Annotated in this window: 18 protein-coding genes; 13 read left to right on the top strand and 5 right to left on the bottom strand. The window is 34.2% G+C overall.

The genetic code is table 11. The features are described from left to right. Positions 1 to 475 precede the first annotated feature (475 nt). The 5 genes from ABFC98_06410 to ABFC98_06390 all read right to left on the bottom strand — a co-directional run bounded on the left by ABFC98_06410 (position 476) and on the right by ABFC98_06390 (position 4,087). Positions 476 to 1,105: an HAD-IA family hydrolase gene (locus tag ABFC98_06410; GenBank protein ID MEN6445664.1), complete on the bottom strand. Its 630-nt coding sequence runs from the start codon at positions 1,103 to 1,105 to the stop codon at positions 476 to 478. Next, positions 1,102 to 1,956, bottom strand: coding sequence for a 16S rRNA (cytidine(1402)-2'-O)-methyltransferase (gene rsmI / locus ABFC98_06405; protein MEN6445663.1), 855 nt, complete (start codon positions 1,954 to 1,956; stop codon positions 1,102 to 1,104). The genes ABFC98_06410 and rsmI overlap by 4 nt, the downstream gene beginning before the upstream one ends. 55 nt (positions 1,957 to 2,011) lie before the next feature. Continuing rightward, entirely contained in the window at positions 2,012 to 3,202 is a 1,191-nt protein-coding gene (kbl, locus tag ABFC98_06400; GenBank protein ID MEN6445662.1) for a glycine C-acetyltransferase, read from the bottom strand. A gap of 165 nt (positions 3,203 to 3,367) precedes the next feature. Next, on the bottom strand, positions 3,368 to 3,784 hold the full coding sequence (locus ABFC98_06395) for a putative zinc-binding protein (GenBank protein MEN6445661.1): 417 nt from the start codon (positions 3,782 to 3,784) through the stop codon (positions 3,368 to 3,370). Positions 3,785 to 3,805: 21 nt separating this feature from the next. Beyond that, positions 3,806 to 4,087 (bottom strand): metalloregulator ArsR/SmtB family transcription factor, encoded by a 282-nt coding sequence (locus tag ABFC98_06390; protein ID MEN6445660.1) that lies wholly within the window; start codon positions 4,085 to 4,087, stop codon positions 3,806 to 3,808. Between the two features lie 266 nt (positions 4,088 to 4,353). Here ABFC98_06390 and rpsT point away from each other — a divergent pair, with 266 nt between their 5' ends. From rpsT to ABFC98_06325, 13 genes are all read left to right on the top strand, one after another. Beyond that, entirely contained in the window at positions 4,354 to 4,623 is a 270-nt protein-coding gene (gene rpsT, locus ABFC98_06385) for a 30S ribosomal protein S20 (protein ID MEN6445659.1), read from the top strand. A 61-nt stretch (positions 4,624 to 4,684) separates the two neighbouring features. Next, entirely contained in the window at positions 4,685 to 5,356 is a 672-nt protein-coding gene (gene mtgA, locus ABFC98_06380; GenBank protein MEN6445658.1) for a monofunctional biosynthetic peptidoglycan transglycosylase, read from the top strand. Next, on the top strand, positions 5,356 to 6,648 hold the full coding sequence (locus ABFC98_06375) for a DUF2851 family protein (GenBank protein ID MEN6445657.1): 1,293 nt from the start codon (positions 5,356 to 5,358) through the stop codon (positions 6,646 to 6,648). Before mtgA ends, ABFC98_06375 begins: the two co-directional genes overlap by 1 nt. A 304-nt stretch (positions 6,649 to 6,952) precedes the next feature. Beyond that, positions 6,953 to 7,084, top strand: coding sequence for a hypothetical protein (locus ABFC98_06370; protein ID MEN6445656.1), 132 nt, complete (start codon positions 6,953 to 6,955; stop codon positions 7,082 to 7,084). A gap of 14 nt (positions 7,085 to 7,098) precedes the next feature. Beyond that, positions 7,099 to 8,175: an ImmA/IrrE family metallo-endopeptidase gene (locus ABFC98_06365; GenBank protein MEN6445655.1), complete on the top strand. Its 1,077-nt coding sequence runs from the start codon at positions 7,099 to 7,101 to the stop codon at positions 8,173 to 8,175. Between the two features lie 439 nt (positions 8,176 to 8,614). After that, positions 8,615 to 9,934 (top strand): ATP-binding protein, encoded by a 1,320-nt coding sequence (locus ABFC98_06360; protein MEN6445654.1) that lies wholly within the window; start codon positions 8,615 to 8,617, stop codon positions 9,932 to 9,934. Further along, positions 9,921 to 10,538: an RloB family protein gene (locus ABFC98_06355; GenBank protein MEN6445653.1), complete on the top strand. Its 618-nt coding sequence runs from the start codon at positions 9,921 to 9,923 to the stop codon at positions 10,536 to 10,538. Before ABFC98_06360 ends, ABFC98_06355 begins: the two co-directional genes overlap by 14 nt. Positions 10,539 to 10,602: 64 nt before the next feature. Beyond that, positions 10,603 to 11,268 (top strand): hypothetical protein, encoded by a 666-nt coding sequence (locus tag ABFC98_06350; GenBank protein MEN6445652.1) that lies wholly within the window; start codon positions 10,603 to 10,605, stop codon positions 11,266 to 11,268. Positions 11,269 to 11,372: 104 nt separating this feature from the next. Then, positions 11,373 to 14,705, top strand: coding sequence for a helicase-related protein (locus tag ABFC98_06345; GenBank protein ID MEN6445651.1), 3,333 nt, complete (start codon positions 11,373 to 11,375; stop codon positions 14,703 to 14,705). 10 nt (positions 14,706 to 14,715) lie between these two features. Next, complete coding sequence (locus ABFC98_06340; protein ID MEN6445650.1) at positions 14,716 to 18,480, top strand: N-6 DNA methylase; 3,765 nt, start codon at positions 14,716 to 14,718, stop codon at positions 18,478 to 18,480. An 87-nt stretch (positions 18,481 to 18,567) separates the two neighbouring features. Next, entirely contained in the window at positions 18,568 to 19,434 is an 867-nt protein-coding gene (locus tag ABFC98_06335; GenBank protein ID MEN6445649.1) for a hypothetical protein, read from the top strand. A gap of 999 nt (positions 19,435 to 20,433) precedes the next feature. Beyond that, positions 20,434 to 21,177 carry an NAD+ synthase gene (locus ABFC98_06330; GenBank protein ID MEN6445648.1) on the top strand — a complete coding sequence of 248 codons (744 nt, stop codon included), beginning with the start codon at positions 20,434 to 20,436 and terminating at the stop codon, positions 21,175 to 21,177. Continuing rightward, on the top strand, positions 21,178 to 21,493 hold a 316-nt coding region (locus ABFC98_06325; GenBank protein ID MEN6445647.1), incomplete at its 3' end, for a hypothetical protein. It abuts the gene before it with no gap.

Genomic DNA, 21,493 nt, shown 5'->3' with positions numbered 1-21,493 from the left:
CTGGGTAAATGTTAATTATATTGATGAAGTTAAAGTAAAAGGTAAAAACATAGCAGTTAAGATATACGAACTTATAGGTCTAAAATAATAGCTAAACTTTGCCTTCAAACCCAAAGATGCCAAGTTTACCTATTTTGGGGGCTGGGAAGATACAAGTATATGGTTTATCCCTAAACATTGTCGGCAGCGGCTAAAATAACCTAATTTATTGTTACATAGTTCATTGTTTAATAACTCTTTAACACTTCTGTAACACTTCTGTAATCTCGTTAGAGAATTGTAAGAGAAGTGTTACTGAAATATAAGCAAATTGGACAAGCAGTAAGTGACAATATATTGGAGTAAAAAGTAAAAAGGCATTTAACTAATTTCACTGTTAAATATTACGATTAAGATGGTCTTGCCAACGAGGTTTGATATCAAAGGTAAAAGCAAAATGCCAAAGAGGTAGAATGGATTTACGGAAAAAGCAGGATTACAATCCTCTGACTATGTCAATTATCTCCTGAGGTGCATTCACCAAATAATCCGGATTATAACTACTCAAAAATTCTGCACTATGAAAGCCCCAGGTTACGGAAATTATTTTCAGGCCGCATTTATGGGAGGATTCAATGTCTCTAATTTCGTCTCCTACATAAATTACATTTTGGGGGTCGAGTTTATGTTTTTGAATTCGCTGTTTGATTTCTCTTGCCTTATTCAAAATTCCAGAAGTTCCTTCTACCCATAAAAACGAATTTATCCCGTTTTGCTGAAGAAATAATTGCACATTTTCTACCGTATTGGAAGATAATAGAGCCATAGGAATCCCCATTTCAGAAAGCTCTTTTAGCATCTCCAAAATCCCTTCACAGGGTTTTATTTGCCTAATCTGGCGATTATATTCGGCAAAGGCAACCAAAATTAACTTCGGAATGCGATAATAAGGCAGGTGCATTTCTTTGATTATTTTGTGCCAAGGTAAATGGCTATAGCGCTTAAAATCATCTTCGGAAATGGGCTTATAACCAAATTGAGGAGCCAGTTCGTTGGCAATCTTCATTCCCAACTGAATAGAATTCGCAATGGTTCCGTCAAAATCAAACAGCAAAAATGGTTTCATTTTTTTAGTTTCTTTTTGGCCTTCAATACAAATTGATATGCCTGTTTTGGCTCAAGGGAAAAACTTAGAGCAATGGCTTTGCTTATTTCTTTGGTTTTTAGTCCCGCCCTTAAAAATTGTAAGGTGTATTCTTCAATTTTAGCTTCATCTATTGGGAAAGGTTTATTTTGCTCTAAATTTCTGCCTTCCAAAACCAAACAAAATTCCCCTTTCAGAGTAAAATCGGGATTTCGGATTATTTCTTCTAAAGTAGAATAGATATGCTCTTCGTATAGTTTGCTTATTTCTCTGCAAATGCAAATTTTCCTGTTTCCACAATGCTGCAGCAATTCTGTTAATAAACTTAGCAAACGCTGAGGAGCTTCATAAATAATTGTGGGATAAGGATATTGTGCTATTTCTTGTAATTTTTCTCGCCTTTTTTTGGCTTGCTGTGCTAAAAAACCGACAAATTGAAACTGTTTAGTAGAGAAACCCGAAACGCTAATCGCTGGTAAAAGGGCACTTGCGCCTGGCAAAGCAAAAACCTTTATGCCTTTATCGATGGCGACTTGAACAATTTTTTCGGCGGGATCGCTGATTGCTGGACTGCCTGCATCCGAAACAATCATTAGGTCTTTTCCGCTTTCCAAATATTGAAGCAGATATGCTTCCCGCTGTTTTTCGTTGAATTTATGAAAACTTATCAGTTTCGGAATTGGGATTTCATATTGTTTCAGAAGAAAAGTAGTTACCCTGGTATCTTCACAAGCAATTAGTTCTGCCTTTTTTAGCAGTTCCAACGCTCGTAAAGTAATATCTCCTAAATTTCCAATTGGAACGGGAATTAAGTAGATATTTCCTAAAGGCATTGTTAAGAAAAAACAGGTGCCGGTAAATTAAATCCGACACCTGCTCTGATACTTGTTAAATTAAACCCAGTTCTTTGCCAATTTTATTGAATGCGGCAATAGTGAAATCCAAATCATCCTTGGTATGAGCTGCAGAGAGTTGAACTCTAATTCTGGCTTTACCTTTCGGAACAACAGGATAAACAAAACCAATTACATACACACCTTCTTGCAAAAGCATATCAGCCATCTTAATGGCTAAAGGTGCATCATAAAGCATAATTGGAACAATTGCCGTGTTACCTGGAACTATGTCAAAACCGGCAGCCACCATTTCTTGTCTAAAATAGGTGGCATTTTCCCATACTTTATCTCTCAGTTCACTGGAATGTGATAGCATATCAATTACTTTTAAAGTGGCGCCAATGATTGAAGGTGCCAATGTGTTAGAGAATAAATATGGACGGCTTCGTTGACGCAATAATTCAATTATTTCTTTGCGTCCGGAAGTGCAACCGCCATTGGCTCCGCCTAATGCTTTGCCAAAAGTAGTGGTAATAATATCTACTCTGTCTGTCACTCCATAATATTCGGGAGTTCCTCTGCCGGATTTTCCGATGTAACCTGTTGCATGAGAATCATCTACCATAACCATTGCGTCATATTTATCGGCAAGATCACAGATTTCATTTAGCTTGGCAATATCGCCATCCATACTGAATACGCCATCAGAACAAATTAAACGATAGGTGCTATCTTGACTTTCCTTGAGGGCATTTTCCAGTTCTTCCATATTGCTATGTTTATAACGCAATCTTTTTGCCTTGCAAAGACGGACGCCATCAATGATGGAAGCATGATTTAGTTCGTCTGAAATAATGGCGCTATCCTCACCCAAAAGGGGTTCAAATAGGCCTCCGTTGGCATCAAAACAGGCAGCATAAAGAATTGTGTCTTCCATACCCAAAAATTTGGACATTTCAGCTTCCAGCTTTTTATGAATTGCTTGTGTGCCACAAATAAAACGAACAGAATTACATCCGTAACCCCAATCGTTCATAATATCCTGAGCTGCTTTGATAACTTCAGGATTATTTCCTAATCCAAGATAGTTGTTGGCACAGAAATTCAATGCTTCTTTGCCACCCTCAACACCAATTTTAGCATCCTGAGGCGTAGTTAAAATACGCTCATCTTTGTAAAGTCCCTGTTCTTTAAGCTCGGCAAAAAGCTTTTGCAGGTCTGTCTTGATCTTACCGTAAGCCATTGTAATCCTCTCTTTATCAGAAATTATTTTCTTATTTTTTATACACAAAATTGATGTCTTTCATTTCGTCAATGGAAAAGTGGAAGAATATGCTTGAAGCGCATCACAAATGAGCAAGTTGTAATGCTTGGGAATAAGCTTTTGCCCTTAGTTTATTCTTATGTCTTATTGTTTTATTTTAGCTATCAATTGCTTAACTAAAGTGGGTTCAAACTCAAATGTAGCTTCTTTGCTAATGCCATATTCCGTTACAATAAAATGTTTAAAACCCTTTATTCCTTTTTGCTCAAAGATTTTTTGCACACACGAAATCGGACAACCATCAATCACCAAATCCTGATTACCTTCCTGTTGAATTGTATTTTCCACTTCAAATTCTCCTGCTGCAATTCCGGATGCACAACCCATTTTATATTGATTTTCCAGATGCAATGTCTTCGCAAGTTCTAAAGATATCATACCTACATTACTGGCACCCCCGCAAGCGTAAACTTTGGTTTCCGTTAAATTAGTTACGCATTTGCTATTTCCCTCTCCTGTATTACATTTACAGGAACAATTGCAAGTATTTTTGTTTTCCATTTTTCACCTCTTTTTTTGGATCTATTTTTTAATTTCGGACAGACAATTATAAAAATCCAGCACACAGGGACAAAGCAAATTATACCAGACCTGATTATTCACTTTGTGACTGCTTATCAATCCAGCATTTTTTAGAACAGCCAAATGTTTGGAAACGGTGGAAATATCAGTCCCGATCTGTTTTTGCAATTCACATACGCAATATTCCTTTTCTGCAAGTAAATCCAAAATAAATAGACGCGTCGGATGTGCCATTGCCTTCATTATAGTGTTCATATATTGATACTTAGGATCATCTTTCATATATTCATCTTCCTTATGTTTCCAATTTGGCAAAATAGGCAAATAGGTCAAGGAAAATTTTGGCAAGGATTAAACAAGATACTTAAAATAAAGATAGATGGATTGATATTACCGCTCATTGGCAATTTGAGCCAATTAAATCTGACTGTTCAGTGCTTAATGGACAATGAGCGTTTTAAGTGAAAAGCTCACTTTTTAATTGACATAAACAAGCTCCAATATAATTTGTCTCAATTAAATACTAAATCAAAAGAAGAGAGGATAATATGCCACAACACAAATCACCTATGAAAAGAATGAAGACAGACAAAAAAAGAGCTGCCCGTAACAATTATGTAAAGAGCACCATTAGAACTCTTTCCAAGAAAATTCGCAGTAATGCCACTGAGGATGAAAAAGAAAAGATACTATCAGAGTTATATTCTCAGCTTGATAAAGCAGCCAAAAAGGGAGTTATTCATCATAGAACTGCTTCTCGCAGAAAAGCTCGTTTGGCTGATTATGTAAATAAAGCCAAAACGGAAAAAAACTCCTGAGTTTTTACTGTTAAGTAAATTATTTCGACATACTTTTTCCTAATAGCTAAGAGGTAAATGTTTGAAACGCAGGCGTCCTTTACTTCTGCGTATATTGCGATTTATAATTATTTTGCACCTTTGGTTTTGGGGCATTATTGCTTTTTTTTCGCTAATCTATAATTTTGTAAATCCACCTCTTACGCCTTTAATGGTCCAACGCTACCTTGTGCGAGGTTATCCTATTCATAAAAGGTATTATGTTCCGCTGGAAAAGATTCCCAAACGCACTCAAAAAATGCTGATCGCCATTGAGGATGGAAATTATTATCAGCATTTCGGTTTTGAATGGAAAATGGTTAAAGAAGCTTACGAGCATAATAAAAAAGCGGGGAAAATTCGTTTTGGTGCCAGCACGATTAGCAATCAACTTGCCAGAACCATTTTTTTAACTACCAGGCGCAGTTATTTACGCAAATATCTTGAGATTCAAGCAACGGTGATAATGGAAATTTGTATGAGCAAAAAGAGAATGTTGGAGCTTTATTTCAACTATGTTGAATGGGGACAAGGAATTTATGGCATAGAAACAGCGTCGCGTTTTTACTATGGAAAGAGCTGCAGTTCTTTATCCCGCGCCCAATCCATTAAGTTAATCAGCATTTTAACCAATCCCATTCGTTATTCACCGGAGACATTTTATAGATCACCTTCTGCCAGGCAGCGATATAACCTCTTGCAAAGGTATTTTTGATGGATGAGAAATTTCTTTACCACATCTGGGATGAAGGCCATTTAGCTGGAAACCTGAAGACTGTTAGTGGTAAAGAGCTAAAAATAAATTATCAAGGTCAATTCAACACTTTCAGAGGTCCCGATTTCGTAAATGCCATTATATCTTTAAACGGAGAGGATTTACAAGGTGCCATAGAAATTCATCAAAATACGCAGGACTGGATTAAACACGCGCATCAAGAAGATGTTCATTATAATCAAGTTATTTTACATACTGTTCTCAATCATAATGGTTCGCAGCCCTACACCATAAAGGAAAATGGTGAGCTGATAGAAATATTGGAACTGAAAAATCAGCTTTCGGAAGATATTCAAAAACTGCTTTCCGATCTTGAAGATAAAGATTTAATAAGTGGAAATGATTATTGCGATTTACTTTCTGCCATTGATAACGATAGATTGTTCGGTATATTAGCTATAAGTGGAAAACAGCGGTTTATGAGCAAAGTGCATAGATTCAATGTTTCCCTTTCTTTGAGCGATTTTGATCAAATTCTTTATGAAGGAATGATGGAAGCCGCCGGCTATGATAAAAACAAATTTAATCTGTTTCAATTGGCGCAAAGCATTCCTTTTGCCAAACTGCGCGAATGGTTTAAAGAGGGAATGACCAGCAAAGAAATGCTTTCGCTTTTAATTGGTTCTTCGGGTCTTTTGCCTAAAAGCCGAAATCGCTTATCTGCAGAACTTTATGCTGAACTTTTAAGCACTTATGAAAGCCAAAGATATTATGCTCGCAAATTGGATATTGATTGGCAACTTTTTCGGATCCGTCCCGGAAATCATCCTGTTTTCCGACTTATTTTACTTAGCGAATTTCTCTATAACTGCTTGCCAGATGGATTGTTAAATTATTTTCTAAACAATTTAGAATTGGCAGAACCAAAGCCCTCCAAAAGATATCAGACCTTTTCGCAGCTTTTTAAACCTCAACAGGAAGGACTGTTACATAACCGACAAGGTTTAGGAATAACGGTAATAAACAACATCTACATCAATATTTATCTGCCTATCCTTTATCTATACTACCAAAAATTGGCAAAAGCAGAAATGACAGAATCCATTCTACAATCTTATGTAACCTTTAAAGCGCTACCAGAAAATTATATCACTCGTTTTATGTGCAATCATATAAATTCCAGCCAAGTGAAGGCAGTAAATAGTAAAACCCTTTACCAGCAAGGTCTGATAGATATTTATTACCGTTTTTGCCGTTATCATCTTTGTTCGGAATGCTTAAAGAATATCTGAGAAAAAAAAGAATATACAGGAGAAACGGAGAATTCTAAGTTATCTGCAATATACGATAGTTCAATTAACATATTTTGTTAATAATTTTACTTGACAGGAAGGACAATGCTGATTATATTTACTTCTAGGAAGATGGAAAAAATCTGCAATGATGAAAAGACAGCAATAAAGACCGTTGGTAAAGAAATGGCTCAGAAATTGTTTTTAAGAATTCTACAATTGGAAGCTGCCCCGGATATGTCTCAAATTTCCTCCTGGAGCAAGATGTCATCCTTTAATAGGAAAGGAAGCAGGAAAATATGCAGTGGAATTAGTTCAACCCTATCGTTTAATATTTTATCCTGCAAACGAACCTCTTCCTCTCAATACAGAGGGAAAGGTAGAAATAAATAAAGTAACTGAAATTGTTATTGAGAAGATAACAGATTATCATTAAACAAGGAGGATAAAATGGCAAGAAAAGAATATTATAGCTATAATCCTGATTATTCAGTACCTCCGGGTGCAACTTTGAAGGAAGCAATGGATTTATTGAATATGGGTATAAAAGATCTGTCCCTTAGAACAGGTCTTACAGAACAAAGTATTATTAGAATAATAAATGGCAAACAACCCATTACTTATGCAACTGCACAAAAAATCGAACCGGTTACAGGAATCTCCGCTGAATTTTGGAATAATCTTGAATCACATTATCAAGAGCGACTGCATAAGAAAACTATTTTAGAGAAGAGAAAGCAATTGGAAAAATTTCTAAACAAATTTCCCCTTACCGAACTTGTTTCTCGTGGTTATATAAATTCAACCAGTAATTTAGTGGAAGAGGCATATGAACTTTTTAAATTCTTTCAGATATGTTCTATTGAGGCCTTTGATGCTGTTTGGAAAAAACCGGTAATTTTAGCAAGAAGTTCCAAGTGTTTTAAAACCAATATTGAAATGGCAGCTACTTGGATTAGAATGGGAGAAATTGAAGCTGAGAAAATACCTGCTAAACCTTTTAACAAAACAAAGTTTAACTATACCCTAAATAAGATAAGAACAATAACTCATAATCTGCCTGAGAATTTCTCTTCTACCCTGATAGAACTCTTTGCTGAGTGCGGAGTTGCTTTAGTTTTAATTCCCTGTTTGGACAAAGTTCCTTGGAATGGCGCTTCTAAATGGATAAAAGACGATAAGGCGATGATTATTTTAAATAACAGAGGTAAAGGTGAAGATAAATTTTGGTTTTCCTTATTTCACGAAACAGCGCATATATTAAAACACAGTAAAAAAGAAATCTGGATAGCTGATAAGGATTATAGTGATCCTAAGGAAGAAGAAGCAGATAAGTTTGCTGCTGAATTTTTAATTCCCGCAAAATATAATGAGAGAATTATCAATATCAACTCCGAAATTGATATTATTTCAATTGCGGATGAATTATCCATTAGTCCGGCTATTGTAGTTGGCAGATATCATCATTTAACCGGACGATGGAATCAGTATAATCATCTTATCAAAAAAATAGAATTGGGTTTATGAGAAAACTTTAGTAAAGAAAAAGATCAAAACACAAATTTCCTCTCTATGCCTTATTTCTATCTATTCCAGATCAGAAAAACAACGTAATCTATTCTTGGGTTAAAGAATTACTAAAATGCCTTTTTTCAATCTCTTTGAGCTCAAGTTGATAACAGATTTTTTACTGGAACAGGGTGTTTGGAATCATTTACCCGAGCCGCTTTTCAATAGAGGGGATTCTAATATCATTTCTGTGAAGAATGTATAAAGAATATACGGTAGAAACGGAGAATTCTAAGTTATCTGCCATACACCAAGATGTATGATATTGAGATAATTTGTTCAATCAGAATCAAGCATAAAACATATAAACTGCCCTTTTTGTAGATTTTTCACAAAATAACTTGACAATTATCAGAAATTCATTATTATGTAGTTATAAACTATAAAGGAGTTTGATATGTTAGTAGAATTCAGTGTGGAAAATTACCGGTCTATTTACCAGAAGGTTACTTTGAGTATGGAAGCCATTACCAAAAATGAGCTTGATAACCATACTATGGAAGTTTCTCAGCAACGTTTGCTTAAAACAAGGGTTATATATGGAGCTAATGCCAGCGGGAAAAGTAACATCTTTAAAGCATTCTCCTTTATGAAGAATATGGTTCTCAATTCGTTCAAAGAATCCCAAATTGGAGAGCCGATTTTAGTAGAGCCCTTTTTACTGAATTCTACTGGTAAAGATGAACCCAGTTCTTGGGAAGTTATATTTTTAGTGGATGATGTTCTTTACCGCTATGGATTTTCGGCTTTTAGAGATCATATTGCTAAAGAGTGGTTACTAATGCGTAAAACAACTTCCCGAGCCAGAGAGATAGTTCTTTTTGAAAGATTGGGGCAGGGCATCCAAGTTCATAATAAATTCAAAGAAGGTAAAGGAGAGGTAAAAGACAAATTACGAGAAAACTCTCTTTTCATCAGCTTATTGTCTCAGTTCAATGGTTTTATTGCCCAAAAGATAGTTAAGTGTTTTTCTGATTCAAACCTTTGGTATATTGATACTTATAATCCGATAAATACTACTGCTTTATTAGACAATAATGTTGTCCCCTTAGATTGGGTAAATGAATTTATGCGTAAAGCTGATTCAGATATCAAGGAAATTAGGATCAATGAGAAAGAAATGGAAATGGATACAAAAGTAAATATCCCACTTTCTTCATTATTCATCAAAGTAGGGAGTAATAAAATGTTCCATCTATTCATTAAGTCCATCCACCAATTCTATGATACTAAAGAAGATGTTCTTAAAGAAGTTGAATTTGATATGGAAAAGCAAGAATCGGAAGGAACAAAAAAAATCTATTGTCTTGCTGGTTTATTGTATTCTACTTTACAAAGAGGCGGAAGTTTATTCATTGATGAAATAGAAAACAGTTTACATCCTTTCTTAACCAAAATCATCATCAAGTTGTTTCAGGATAAAGAGACAAATCCTAAGGGAGCTCAATTAATCTTTACAACCCAAAATACTCTCTTTCTGAATAAAGATAATTTTAGACGGGATGAGATTTGGTTTGTGGAAAAAGCACCAAATCATTCTTCCATTCTTTATTCTTTAGTAGAATATAAATTACCGAAAGGTTCTACCCGCAAAGATGCTTCTTATGCCAAGGACTATATTCGCGGAAAATATGGAGCTGTTCCTTATGTAGAATATTCAAATTTTGTTGATCTATTTAAAAAAAACATAGAGAAAACAAAAAATGAGCAGAACTAAAAGACCACATAATATCAGAAAACCAGCTCCTGACTTGATAGTTATAGTTACGGAAGGTGAGAAAACCGAACCCAATTACTTTAAGAAATTTCCTGTTTATTCCATAGAATTTAGTGTTATTGGAACAGGGATGAATACAATATCTTTGATAAAGGAAGCCGAAATCCAAGTTGAGAAACAGATTGATAAATTCAAGGAAAAGTATGGTGAAGAGCCCAAAGAAACAATTGTTTGGTGCGTTTTTGATAAGGATAGTTTTTCTGATGAAGATTTTGGAAATGCCATAAATAAAGCAAAAGCTAAGGGTTATAAGGTTGCTTATTCTAACGAAGCATTTGAACTTTGGTATTTATTACATTTCCATTATTACGATATGGCTCTTGGTAGAAATGATTATATAGTAAAGCTTACAGAACATCTAAAACGAAAATATCGGAAAAATGACCTTTTTATGTATGAAACTCTTCTTAGTAAGCAAGAAGAAGCAATCAATAATGCCAAAAACCTCCTGTCTAAATACATTACAGTTAACCCGAGTAATAATAATCCCTCCACAACGGTTTTTGAGTTGGTAGAATATTTAAATCAATTTATCCACTATTGAAAGTAAGATAAAGAAACCTTTGGTAAGTATATTCTTGGTCAGCATAATGACATAGGAGAACAAAATGGGATACACCATTGAAGCGATTAACTTTTTTCAAAGCCGCATTGAAGCATATTTAAATATTTGGGAAAATGCTGCCTTGGAAGATATGAAAAATAATCAAACGGAAAAACAGCATTCACCTTTAAATGTGCGAAAGGCATTATTTCGTCAAACTATGGGTGGTCATTTAACGGATGGACAGGAATTTCGGATCATCAATCAAGACCTAAAGTGGTATCTGCATCCTGAGTTTGAAAGTTTTGACAAGGAACTAAAAAAATTCATTGAAAAAAGCTTGGAGGACAAAGAACTTCTTTATTATTGGGATAAAAGAGATTATGAAGAAATTAAACCAGAAGATTTGTCAGGACCTTTTGATAAGGAATTAGAGTGTTGGAAATATGTAAATTTGGATTGTGACGATGGTTTTTTAGGACAGGATGAAGCCATAAGTTCTTTACAAGCGCGTTGGGTTTTGCATTGTGCCTATAAAGCCAATAAATTAAATGAGGAAGAAATCAAACAATTAATTAAACTGGATTTGGAAGCATTGGTATGTGAAAATGCCACCTATTTCAACCTCTTTGAACTGAAATTCATTACGGACTTTTTATTGGAGCACGGGGTTTGGGATAATTTGCCTGATCCCCTTTTTGTAAATAGATTTGAAGTCAAACCTGATTAGGAAAAAGGTACGAATTGCTATCCGCATTTTCTTGACAAAATACTGCCAGCAAATACAAAAGTTAATCCATAGAAAATTAGAGATAAAGAGAAGGCAGAAGCTGTATGAGTAAAGTAATACAAAGTTCTATCAAAGATAACCACCAACGGGGAACAGTTGGCAATTTTATCAATCAGCATTTAAGTGATGGATGTTTTTTATCTTTTGTCTCGGCATATTTTACTATCTACGCCTATCAACATTTGAAAAACAAGCTGGATAACATCCAGAGTTTAAGATTTCTGTTTGGAGAACCGCGCTTTATTTCACAGATAGATCCTAAAACCGATAAGAAACAATTTCAAATTGAAGATGAGAAACTAATTATTCCTATTCAGAATCGTCTTACTCAAAGCAGGATTGCCTTTGATTGTGCCAATTGGATTAAAGATAAATGTGAAATCAAATCTATGGTCAAGCCCAACTTTCTGCATGGCAAAATGTATCATATCAAATCCGCCAATGGCAATGAAAAGGCAATTTTGGGAAGTTCCAATTTTACTGTTAACGGACTTGGTTTTGGCAATAGCCCCAATATAGAGCTTAATATTGAAGTAGATAGTGATAGAGACAGAGCAGATTTACTTAATTGGTTTGAGGAATTATGGAATGATGAGACCGGCTTAGTAGAAAATGTGAAAGAAGAGGTTTTAAAATATCTTTCCAAACTCTATGAGGATAATTCTCCTCTCTTCATCTATTATAAAACCCTGTATCACATTTTTGCCAAATTTCTGGAAGAGCAGGAAGACAAGGGTTTACTGAAAGAAAAAACCGGTTTTTTTGATTCCGAGATTTGGAATGAACTTAAAAGTTTTCAAAAAGATGCTGTTAAAGGAGCTATCAATAAACTGGAAAAATATCAGGGTTGCATAATAGCTGATAGTGTTGGCTTGGGGAAAACCTACGAGGCATTAGCCATCATCAAATATTATGAGATTTTAGGTTACCGGGTTTTAGTACTTTGTCCCAAAAAACTACAGAATAATTGGACAGTATATCAAGCCCACAAAGGAGATGATACAAATCCTTTTAAAAATGACAGGTTTAGCTATACAGTTGCTTTCCATACCGATTTAGCCAGAACAAGCGGATTTTCCAAAGCTGATAATTTGAATCTTTCTACTTTTAACTGGGGTGCCTGGGATTTAGTAGTTATTGATGAATCACATAATTTGCGAGGTAATCCCAAAGAAAAAGTAGATAACGGAGAGATTATTTACAATCGAGCTAAGTGTCTATTAGAGAAAGTTATTAAAAGTGGAGTGAAAACCAAAGTTTTGATGCTTTCAGCCACACCAGTAAATACCAATCTGAAAGATTTGCGTAATCAAATCCACTATATTTCAGAAGGTAATGATTATGCCTTTAAGGAAAGTATGGGAATTGAGAATATCTCTAATACTTTTAGATTAGCGCAACTTCAATTTACGGAATGGGCAAAGAGCTCTAAAGATACCAAGCGAGATACAAAGGAGCTATTTTTAGCTCTGGATAGTTCATTTTTTAAGCTTCTGGATGAATTAACCATAGCTCGCAGCCGCAAACATATTTTAACTTATTATTCCGATATAGATAAAAATAGCTTCCCTACGCGTCTTAAACCTCTTTCCGAAAGCACCGATATTGATACCACGCAAAAGTTTTATTCTTATGATCAAGTAAATGAAGCAATTCAGAAATACAAACTTTCCTTGTTTAAGCCCTCCAATTTTGTAAAAGAGGAATTTAGACCTGAATATGAAATTACAGGTAAAGTAAAAGTATTTTCTCAGCAACAGCGGGAAGATTTTCTGGTAGAAATGATGAAAATCAATTTCCTAAAACGCCTGGAAAGTAGTATTTATTCCTATCAATTAACTCTGAAGCGGACTTTGGACAAGATAAATTCTCTGGAACAAAAAATAGCAGAATACGAAACAACTAAAAAAGAAGAACAGCTTGATCCCTTTGAGGTGGAAACAATTATCCCTGAAGAAGAATTAGAAAGTGAAGAAGAAGAGGAATTCACCGTAGGCAAAAAACTGAAATATAAACTGGAACACTTAGACCTAAATAAATGGAAAATTGCCCTGAAGAATGATAAAGATCAGCTTAATGCTTTATATAAAACAGCTGAAAAAGTTACGCCAGATAATGATGCTAAGCTTAAGCGTCTGAAAGAAATTATAGAATATAAGATAAAACATCCTATCAATCCTGATAATAAGAAGATTATCATTTTTACTGCTTTTGCTGATACAGCTATTTACCTCTATGATAATCTTTCCATATATCTTTATGATAAATTCGGGCTATATTCTGCTTTAATAACTGGAGGCACAACCTGTAAAACTAATTTCAAAATGCCTGTTAGAATGAAAAATGATTTTAATTCCATTTTAACCTGTTTTGCTCCCATTGCCAAAAAACGAGTTAAATTTCTTAGCTTACCTCAAGATAAACAAATCGATATAATTATTGCTACCGATTGCATTTCCGAAGGGCAGAATTTACAGGACTGCGATTATGTAATAAATTATGATATTCACTGGAATCCGGTTCGCATCATTCAACGCTTTGGCAGAATAGACAGAATCAATGGTCCCAATGCCAAAATCCAAATGCATAATTTCTGGCCCACCGACGATTTGGATAAATACATAAAACTGAAATATAGAGTAGAAGCAAGAATGGCTTTGGTTGATTTAACCGCCACTGGAGCTGATAATATCCTAAAGGATGACGATATTGATAATTGGTTAGAAAACGATATGAAGTTTAGAACAAAACAATTAAAACGGTTAAAGGAAGAAGTAATTGATCTGGAAGATATGGATGATAGCATAAGCTTAACTGATTTTACTTTGGATGATTTTAGAATAGACCTGCTAAATTATTTAAAGGCAAACGAAATTGAATTACGCGATGCACCATTGGGTTTATATGCCATAACTACAAGCCCTGAAAATGCTCTTTGGCTAAAAAATAATACTTTATCTGATGAGCAAAAACAAATTATCCGCCCCGGCATTATCTTTTGTTTAAAGCATTTTGAAGATGGGTCGGAATATAATAAACTAAATCCCCTCCAGCCATATTTTCTTGTTTATATTAGAGAGGATGGAACTGTCCGTTACCATTACACCAATGTAAAACAAATTTTGGAAATTTATAGATTGCTGACCAAAGATAGACAAGAAGCAATAAAGGAACTTTGTGATCTCTTTGATGAAGAAACCCAACAAGGACAAAATATGGATAAATATAACACTTTGCTTATTAAAGCCATTGAAGACATAAAAAATTCTTTGAACAAACGCACCAATCAACAATTGCAAGGAGATAGAGATGCTCTTATTCCCAAGAAATCAAAAGAACAGAGTTTTGAACTAATCACCTGGTTGATTATCAAATAAAGGAATTATAATGGATAAAGAAAAAATTATTGATGCCTTGTCTCTTTTTAGAATTAAAGATACCTATTCCGCTGCTCTAAATTTTTGGAATACTCTCGGTTATTTTAGTGACCGTCAACCGGAACCAAATAGTTTCAGCTTTGACGATTTTGCCGCTTTTAGCGGCAATAAAATAGATCCTACAAAAGCCAGAAAAGATGATTGGGATAAGTTTTATCTGCTCTTCCAAATTACCGATGAAGAAATGAAGAACCACTTTAACCAAGATTCTCAAATAACTATACCTGGAATTACCAAACAAAATTTTCAAGCGGCTAACCTAAAGTCCTATCTTTTTGCTTCTCTTAAGCTTAAGGGGGATAAATATACCAGAACTCAGCTGGCAAATATAGCCCGGCAAATTAATAAGCAGTATGCTATCCCTTTAATTATTCTCTTTCACTACAATAATTTTGTTACTATTGCAGTGGTTAATAGAAGACAAAACTTAAAAGACACGGTAAGAGATGTTTTAGAAAAAGTTACTATGATTAAGGATATTAAGACAACTGATACTCACAGAGCTCATATTGATATTTTAGCTGATCTTTCATTAGAGAAACTATCTGAAAAAGGTAATATCTACAACTTTGAGACCTTACACAATGCCTGGTCTGTTACTTTGGATATTAACGAATTAAATAAAAGATTTTATAAAGAACTGTCCAATTGGTATTTTTGGGCAATTAAGAAAGTTGTTTTCCCTGCAGGTGATGAAGAAAATGAAGAAGTAAGAAATTCCATCGGTCTAATCAGATTGCTAACTCGTCTTATTTTTGTTTGGTTTATGAAAGAAAAAGGTCTTATTCCTGAGGAGCTTTTTGATTCACAAAAGCTAAGAAATATTATCAAGTTTGAGGATTTTAATGATTCCGCTTATTACAAAGCCATTCTGCAAAACCTTTTCTTTGCTACCCTAAATACAGAAATGAATAAAGACAAAGTAAATTCCCGCAGATTTCGCCGCGAAATTAAAAGTAATCTGAATCCTGATTTCAATGTGCATACTCTCTTTCGCTATGAGTCCCTTTTCCATCATCCAGAACAAGTTATAGATGAATATTTTGCCAATATTCCCTTTTTAAATGGAGGTCTGTTTGAATGTTTAGATACTGAAATTACAAATAACAATCAAAAATCTTATATTCGCATTGATGGTTTTAGTGACCGACCCGATAATATTTTAAAAGTTCCTGATGAATTATTCTTAAGTGGCAATGAACAGAATATTGACTTAAACGAGATATATGGAACTCAAAATAAAAGCTATCAAGTGCGGGGCTTATTTAGCATCTTAAATAGTTATAAATTTACCGTAGCCGAAAATACACCCATTGAAGAAGAAGTTGCACTTGATCCAGAATTATTAGGGCGTGTTTTTGAAAATTTACTTGCTTCCTATAATCCCGAAACAAAAACAACTGCCAGACACGAAACCGGCTCATTTTATACGCCGCGTGAAATTGTGGATTATATGGTTGATGAATCTCTAATAGCTTATTTAATCAATGAACTTCCTCATAGCACAAAAGAAGAAAAGGAAGACAGCGAATTAAAACTAAGGTTACTTCTGTATTATACAGATGAAGACCATCTATTTGATCCTGAAGAAGTAAATAAACTTATAAACGCTATTGATAATCTGAAAGTTATTGATCCTGCTTGTGGTTCAGGAGCTTTTTTAATGGGCCTTCTTTTAAAAATCGTTTATATCCTGCATAAATTAGACCCCCATAATACTAAATGGAAACAACAACAAATTGATAATATCAAAAAACTTATCACTAATATAAGACAAACTGTTGACGACCCCAAAGTAAGGGAAGATAACATCCAAAAACTGAAAGACAGCATTCAGGATATTGAACAGACATTTGATGAATTTGATTTTGATTACAGCCGTAAACTCTTTCTAATTGAGCATTGTATCTATGGCATTGATATTCAACCCATAGCTATACAAATTGCCAAGCTTCGTTTATTTATCTCTTTACTGGTAGATCAATATCCTAAACAGGGAAAACCAAATTTGGGAATTAGAGCTTTGCCCAATTTGGAAACTAACCTTGTTGCCGCAAATTCCCTTATACCCTTGGAAATGGAAAATCAAATGGATATCTTCAATACCATTATAGAAAATTATATATCTGAAATAAAAGCATTACACAAAGAATACTTCAGCACTCGTAACCGAAAAGACAAACTTGAACTGAAAGTAAGAGAGCATAAGCTCCGAATGGAATTTTCCGAAGCACTGAAGAAATCAGCATTTCATGCTCAAGAAGCTGAAGATATTGCCAATTGGGACCCTTATTCCATAAATTCTATCGCTCCTTTTTTTAATCCCACCATTATGTTCGGATTGACTAATTTTAATATTGTTATTGCCAATCCCCCTTTTGTAAGACAGGAAAAAATCACTTACAAGGATTTACTGGATAAATCCGATTACCAGATATTCAATTCTACTTCCGACCTATATACCTATTTCTATGAATTGGCATATAAACTATTATCTGAAAACGGAATTGCCACTTTTATCACTTCCAATAAATGGCTCCGTTCCAAATATGGCACCAAATTAAGACAATTTTTAAAACAAAATACCAAATTGCAAATATTAATTGACTTCGGTGGTTACCAGGTTTTCAAATCCTCTACAGTGGATACCAATATTATCTTGTTCCTTAAAGCCAAACCTGAACCCGGGCATTCCTTTAATTTCGTTAATATCCCTGCCGACCTGAAACCGGAAAACCTTTCTCAATTCCTGTATAATAATATGCAAACATTACAGCAAAATACCTTGGAAGAAAATAGTTGGACTTTGACAGATAATAGCATTTTGACCTTAAAAACCAAAATAGAAAAAGCCGGGAAACCACTTAAGGACTGGAATGTTAATATCTATAGAGGCATTTTAACCGGTTGTAATGAAGCATTTATTATTGATACCTCCACAAAAGAAGCAATCTGTAAAGCAGACCCTAAATCCATAGAAATCATAAAACCTGTCTTGCGGGGAAGAGATATTCATAAATACTATTATGAATGGGCTGGACTTTGGCTGATAATTATTCCCAGCGGATGGACAAATAAAAATAAACCAGATAACATAGATGCTGAACATTTTATTAAACTATGTTATCCAGCAGTGTATAATTATTTAAAAACTAAAGGAGATGCAATAGAAAATAAAATAGTCAAAGTAAAAGGAAAAGGAGTATATGATAGAGATGATCAAGGTGATTATTGGTGGGAACTTAGAGATTGTTCATATTACAATGAATTTAATAAGAATAAAATTATATGGTCTGAAATTGGATTAAATGGAAATTTTACTTTTGATTCCAATCATTTTTATACAAATCAAACTGCATATATAATGACCGGAGAAAATCTTATCTATATATTAGCTATTCTTGATTCCAAATTATTTGACTTCTATTTTAATCTAATTTCTTCAAATCTATCCCAAAAAGCATCTAGGCATATCAAAATATACATAGAACAATTTCCAATTCCATCATATAAAAATTCTGATACAACTCTTGAGCTGGAAAAATTAGTAAAAGATATTCTGAATATAATGCCTACCATTGATATTTATCAAACCCAGAAAAAGGAAACTTCTGATATTTCTGACTATCTTAACAGAATTGACTCACTTGTTTATAAACTGTATGGTCTTAATGAAGCAGACATCAAGTTAATAACCAATACATCGGAGAAATAATGTTCAGTTTTCTTTACTATAATGAGTTAATCTGGTATATATTATTTAATGAACTGAAAATAACATATTTTAATATAGGAGGTTAAGATGTCATTTTCAGAAAGATATGGCTATGAGCCCAAAAAGGCATTACAATTTGAAAGTATGGATGATGATTTAAAGATGACTATCCATAATGTTCTTGTAGAATTTGAGAAATCAATTGAAGATGAAGATGAAGATGAAGATGATATAGATTCATTATATATTAAAATCTGGTGTGGTTTTTATGTGCAAGATATAAATGTTTATTATAATTCTAATTATGATTATATCAGGAAGCTATGTTATGAGAAATATAATACTTTACCTTGGTATAGAGTTTATGATTTTCTTGAGTTCTATCTTAATAATGTTGAACTATCAGAATTAACTTCAATGTTTGGTAATAATAAAACTGAACTTATCAAGGTATTAAATACTGTTTTTGAAATATACAATTCTGCATATCGTTTTGTTGATAACAAGATAATTCCGATTACGAATCAGCAAGAAATAGATGCAATAGAGGAAGCAGCAAACACAGGTAAAAAAGCAATAGATTATCATTTAAAAAGGGCTATTGAAATATTTGCCAATAAGAAACATAGAGATTATGTGAATACTGTAAAAGAAGCTATCTCTGCAGTTGAAGCAACCGTTAATATTATCAATGGAACTAAAGGAACGACATTAAGTGTTGCTTTGAAAGCATTAAATGAAGCTATGAAAGCATTAGATGAAAAGAAAAAAATTCATCCTGCTTTATGTGATGCCTTTATTATAATCTATGGATATACTTCAGATGAGAGGACGGGAATAAGACATTGTATATTTGATGGAACAGATTGTATTCCAGATTTTACTGATGCTAAATATATGTTGGTGGCTTGTTCTGCTTTTATAAATTATTTACTGTCTAAGGCAAAATTATAATCTGATAGATTGTTGAATCTGAAAACTGCTTGTTTTGACTTTCAATTTTGATATGTATTGATCTAATGTAACTTTTCCTAAAATTTATATTAAGGCATACTCATATAAGCTTGTTTATCTATTTCAAAATTGAGAGTTAAAACAAGAATGTCACAATAAACATCAGAATAACAACCTACCCAAAAATAAACCATAAAGAAAGAAAGAAAGATAAAACTATGAAGTAACAGCTTAGTCAGACAAGGTAATTGATATTGTATATGGGAACCTTATGTTTTTTAAAGAATGGACTGTTTTTTTCGCTGGGTTCAAAACCCGTCGTTATTATCTATCATACTTAAAAGGATTAAAAAATGTTTCGATTTAATTGTTATTTTGCGTATCCGGAAATTTGAAAAAATAACTTCAAGGTAGTTTATTCCGCTTCTTTATATGTAACTTTCTTTTCCCGTCAGAAACCCTCAATTTCTTGGTAGAATTGGAATTGGACAACCTATTTTTCCAGTTATATTTATCGGTAAATCTTCCCAAATATTTTTACACTTTCTCCTTTCTTTTCCCTTTTAGATATTTCCCTTTCTCTTAATTTATAAGCTATTACTACCCTCTAAACCTTCTCAACTTTCTCAACCTTCTAAACCTTCTCAACCATAATAAACCTTCTCAACTTTTCACCCATAACAATACAACAAAACCGTATAACTGTATAAAATGTAGATAAATAGCCATTCATTTTGCCCATTACTGCCCCAAATGGATAATTGCTTGCAACTTAGTTGATTACCTTACGACTCAGTAACACTTCCGTAACACTGCTCTAATCTCGTTACTGGGTTGCTACGGAAATGTTACTACAGTGTTCAAGTATTTAGCAAGAGAGAAGCAACAGACAAAATAGAACCAAAGAAGGGCAGAAACAAGAAATTGCTTGACGAATGCGGGCTGAAAAAAAGAGGATAATTAGCATAGATAAAAGGCAAATTGGGAGTAAGACATAAGATGAATTACAGAAAGGAAATAGTAAGAATAATTGCGTTTATTCAAGATTATGGCGCCAAAAGCAATTTTGCCAAGCTGGTGATTGGCTTGTCGGGTGGAATTGATTCCGCTTTAGTTGCCGCTTTGGCAGTTCAGGCAATGGGCAAAAAAGGCGTAATTGCCTATAATTTACCTCACCGAAATAGCCATCCGGAAAGCGCTGCCGATGCTTCACTAATGGCAAATTACCTTGATATTCCCCTGCAAACGATAAAGATAGATGATTTGGTAGAAAATTATTTTGAACATTATGCACCCGAGGCAAATCCCTTAAGAAAAGGTAATTGGATGGCAAGAATCCGAATGAACATTCTGTATGATCAAGCGGCAAAACATAATGCCTTAGTGATTGGAACCAGTAATCGCAGTGAATATTGGGTAGGTTATTTTACGCAATTTGGCGATTCCGCCTGTGCGTTTGAGCCAATCGCTCATTTATACAAAACAGAGGTGTGGGAAATTGCCCGGGAAATTGGTCTGCCGGAAAAAATCATTCAAAAAACACCTACGGCGGACTTATGGTCAGGGCAAAGCGATGAAACGGAAATGGGAATAACATATCCCGTTTTGGATAGCATTTTAAAATATCTTACGGAGGGTTTGCCAAAGCCAGATGTAGAGGAAAAAACGATAGCAAAAGTGCAACAGATGATAGAGAAATCCCATTTTAAACGGCAGATGCCACCTTGTTTGGAGCGGATATAAATGCTGAAATTGTTTAAAAGCAACCGCTGTCAGTCCTGTTTTAATGAGCGTGCCATCAGGCAATGTCCGCGTAAACGCAAAAATATCTGCTGGCATTGTTGTAATGAGACAAGGTGTGATACTCGCTGTCCAGAAAGTTGTCCCTATTCTGCCAAGCAAGATGAAGGCAATCCATTTCCTGCATTCAAAGCTGATTCCAAAGCTGAAGCGGAAAATGTAATCAAATTACATATAGACCTCTGGGTGGGCAAAAATAATGCTTTATTACAAAATAACACACCCGAAAAGAGGGCACAAGAAAATCCACAGGAAATGT

This window comes from Candidatus Cloacimonas sp. (genome assembly GCA_039680785.1).
Taxonomy (GTDB): Bacteria; Cloacimonadota; Cloacimonadia; order Cloacimonadales; family Cloacimonadaceae; genus Cloacimonas.
Note: the sequence above shows the minus strand (reverse complement) of the source record. Positions and strands in the feature narration are given on the sequence as shown.

Excerpts from the sequence above, each read along its gene's own strand:
- ABFC98_06410 (MEN6445664.1), bottom strand. The coding sequence starts at position 1,105 with ATGAAACCATTTTTGCTGTTTGATTTTGACGGAACCATTGCGAATTCT.
- rsmI (MEN6445663.1), bottom strand. The coding sequence starts at position 1,956 with ATGCCTTTAGGAAATATCTACTTAATTCCCGTTCCAATTGGAAATTTA.
- kbl (MEN6445662.1), bottom strand. The coding sequence starts at position 3,202 with ATGGCTTACGGTAAGATCAAGACAGACCTGCAAAAGCTTTTTGCCGAG.
- ABFC98_06395 (MEN6445661.1), bottom strand. The coding sequence starts at position 3,784 with ATGGAAAACAAAAATACTTGCAATTGTTCCTGTAAATGTAATACAGGA.
- ABFC98_06390 (MEN6445660.1), bottom strand. The coding sequence starts at position 4,087 with ATGAAAGATGATCCTAAGTATCAATATATGAACACTATAATGAAGGCA.
- rpsT (MEN6445659.1), top strand. The coding sequence starts at position 4,354 with ATGCCACAACACAAATCACCTATGAAAAGAATGAAGACAGACAAAAAA.
- ABFC98_06375 (MEN6445657.1), top strand. The coding sequence starts at position 5,356 with ATGGATGAGAAATTTCTTTACCACATCTGGGATGAAGGCCATTTAGCT.
- ABFC98_06365 (MEN6445655.1), top strand. The coding sequence starts at position 7,099 with ATGGCAAGAAAAGAATATTATAGCTATAATCCTGATTATTCAGTACCT.
- ABFC98_06360 (MEN6445654.1), top strand. The coding sequence starts at position 8,615 with ATGTTAGTAGAATTCAGTGTGGAAAATTACCGGTCTATTTACCAGAAG.
- ABFC98_06355 (MEN6445653.1), top strand. The coding sequence starts at position 9,921 with ATGAGCAGAACTAAAAGACCACATAATATCAGAAAACCAGCTCCTGAC.
- ABFC98_06350 (MEN6445652.1), top strand. The coding sequence starts at position 10,603 with ATGGGATACACCATTGAAGCGATTAACTTTTTTCAAAGCCGCATTGAA.
- ABFC98_06345 (MEN6445651.1), top strand. The coding sequence starts at position 11,373 with ATGAGTAAAGTAATACAAAGTTCTATCAAAGATAACCACCAACGGGGA.
- ABFC98_06340 (MEN6445650.1), top strand. The coding sequence starts at position 14,716 with ATGGATAAAGAAAAAATTATTGATGCCTTGTCTCTTTTTAGAATTAAA.
- ABFC98_06335 (MEN6445649.1), top strand. The coding sequence starts at position 18,568 with ATGTCATTTTCAGAAAGATATGGCTATGAGCCCAAAAAGGCATTACAA.
- ABFC98_06330 (MEN6445648.1), top strand. The coding sequence starts at position 20,434 with ATGAATTACAGAAAGGAAATAGTAAGAATAATTGCGTTTATTCAAGAT.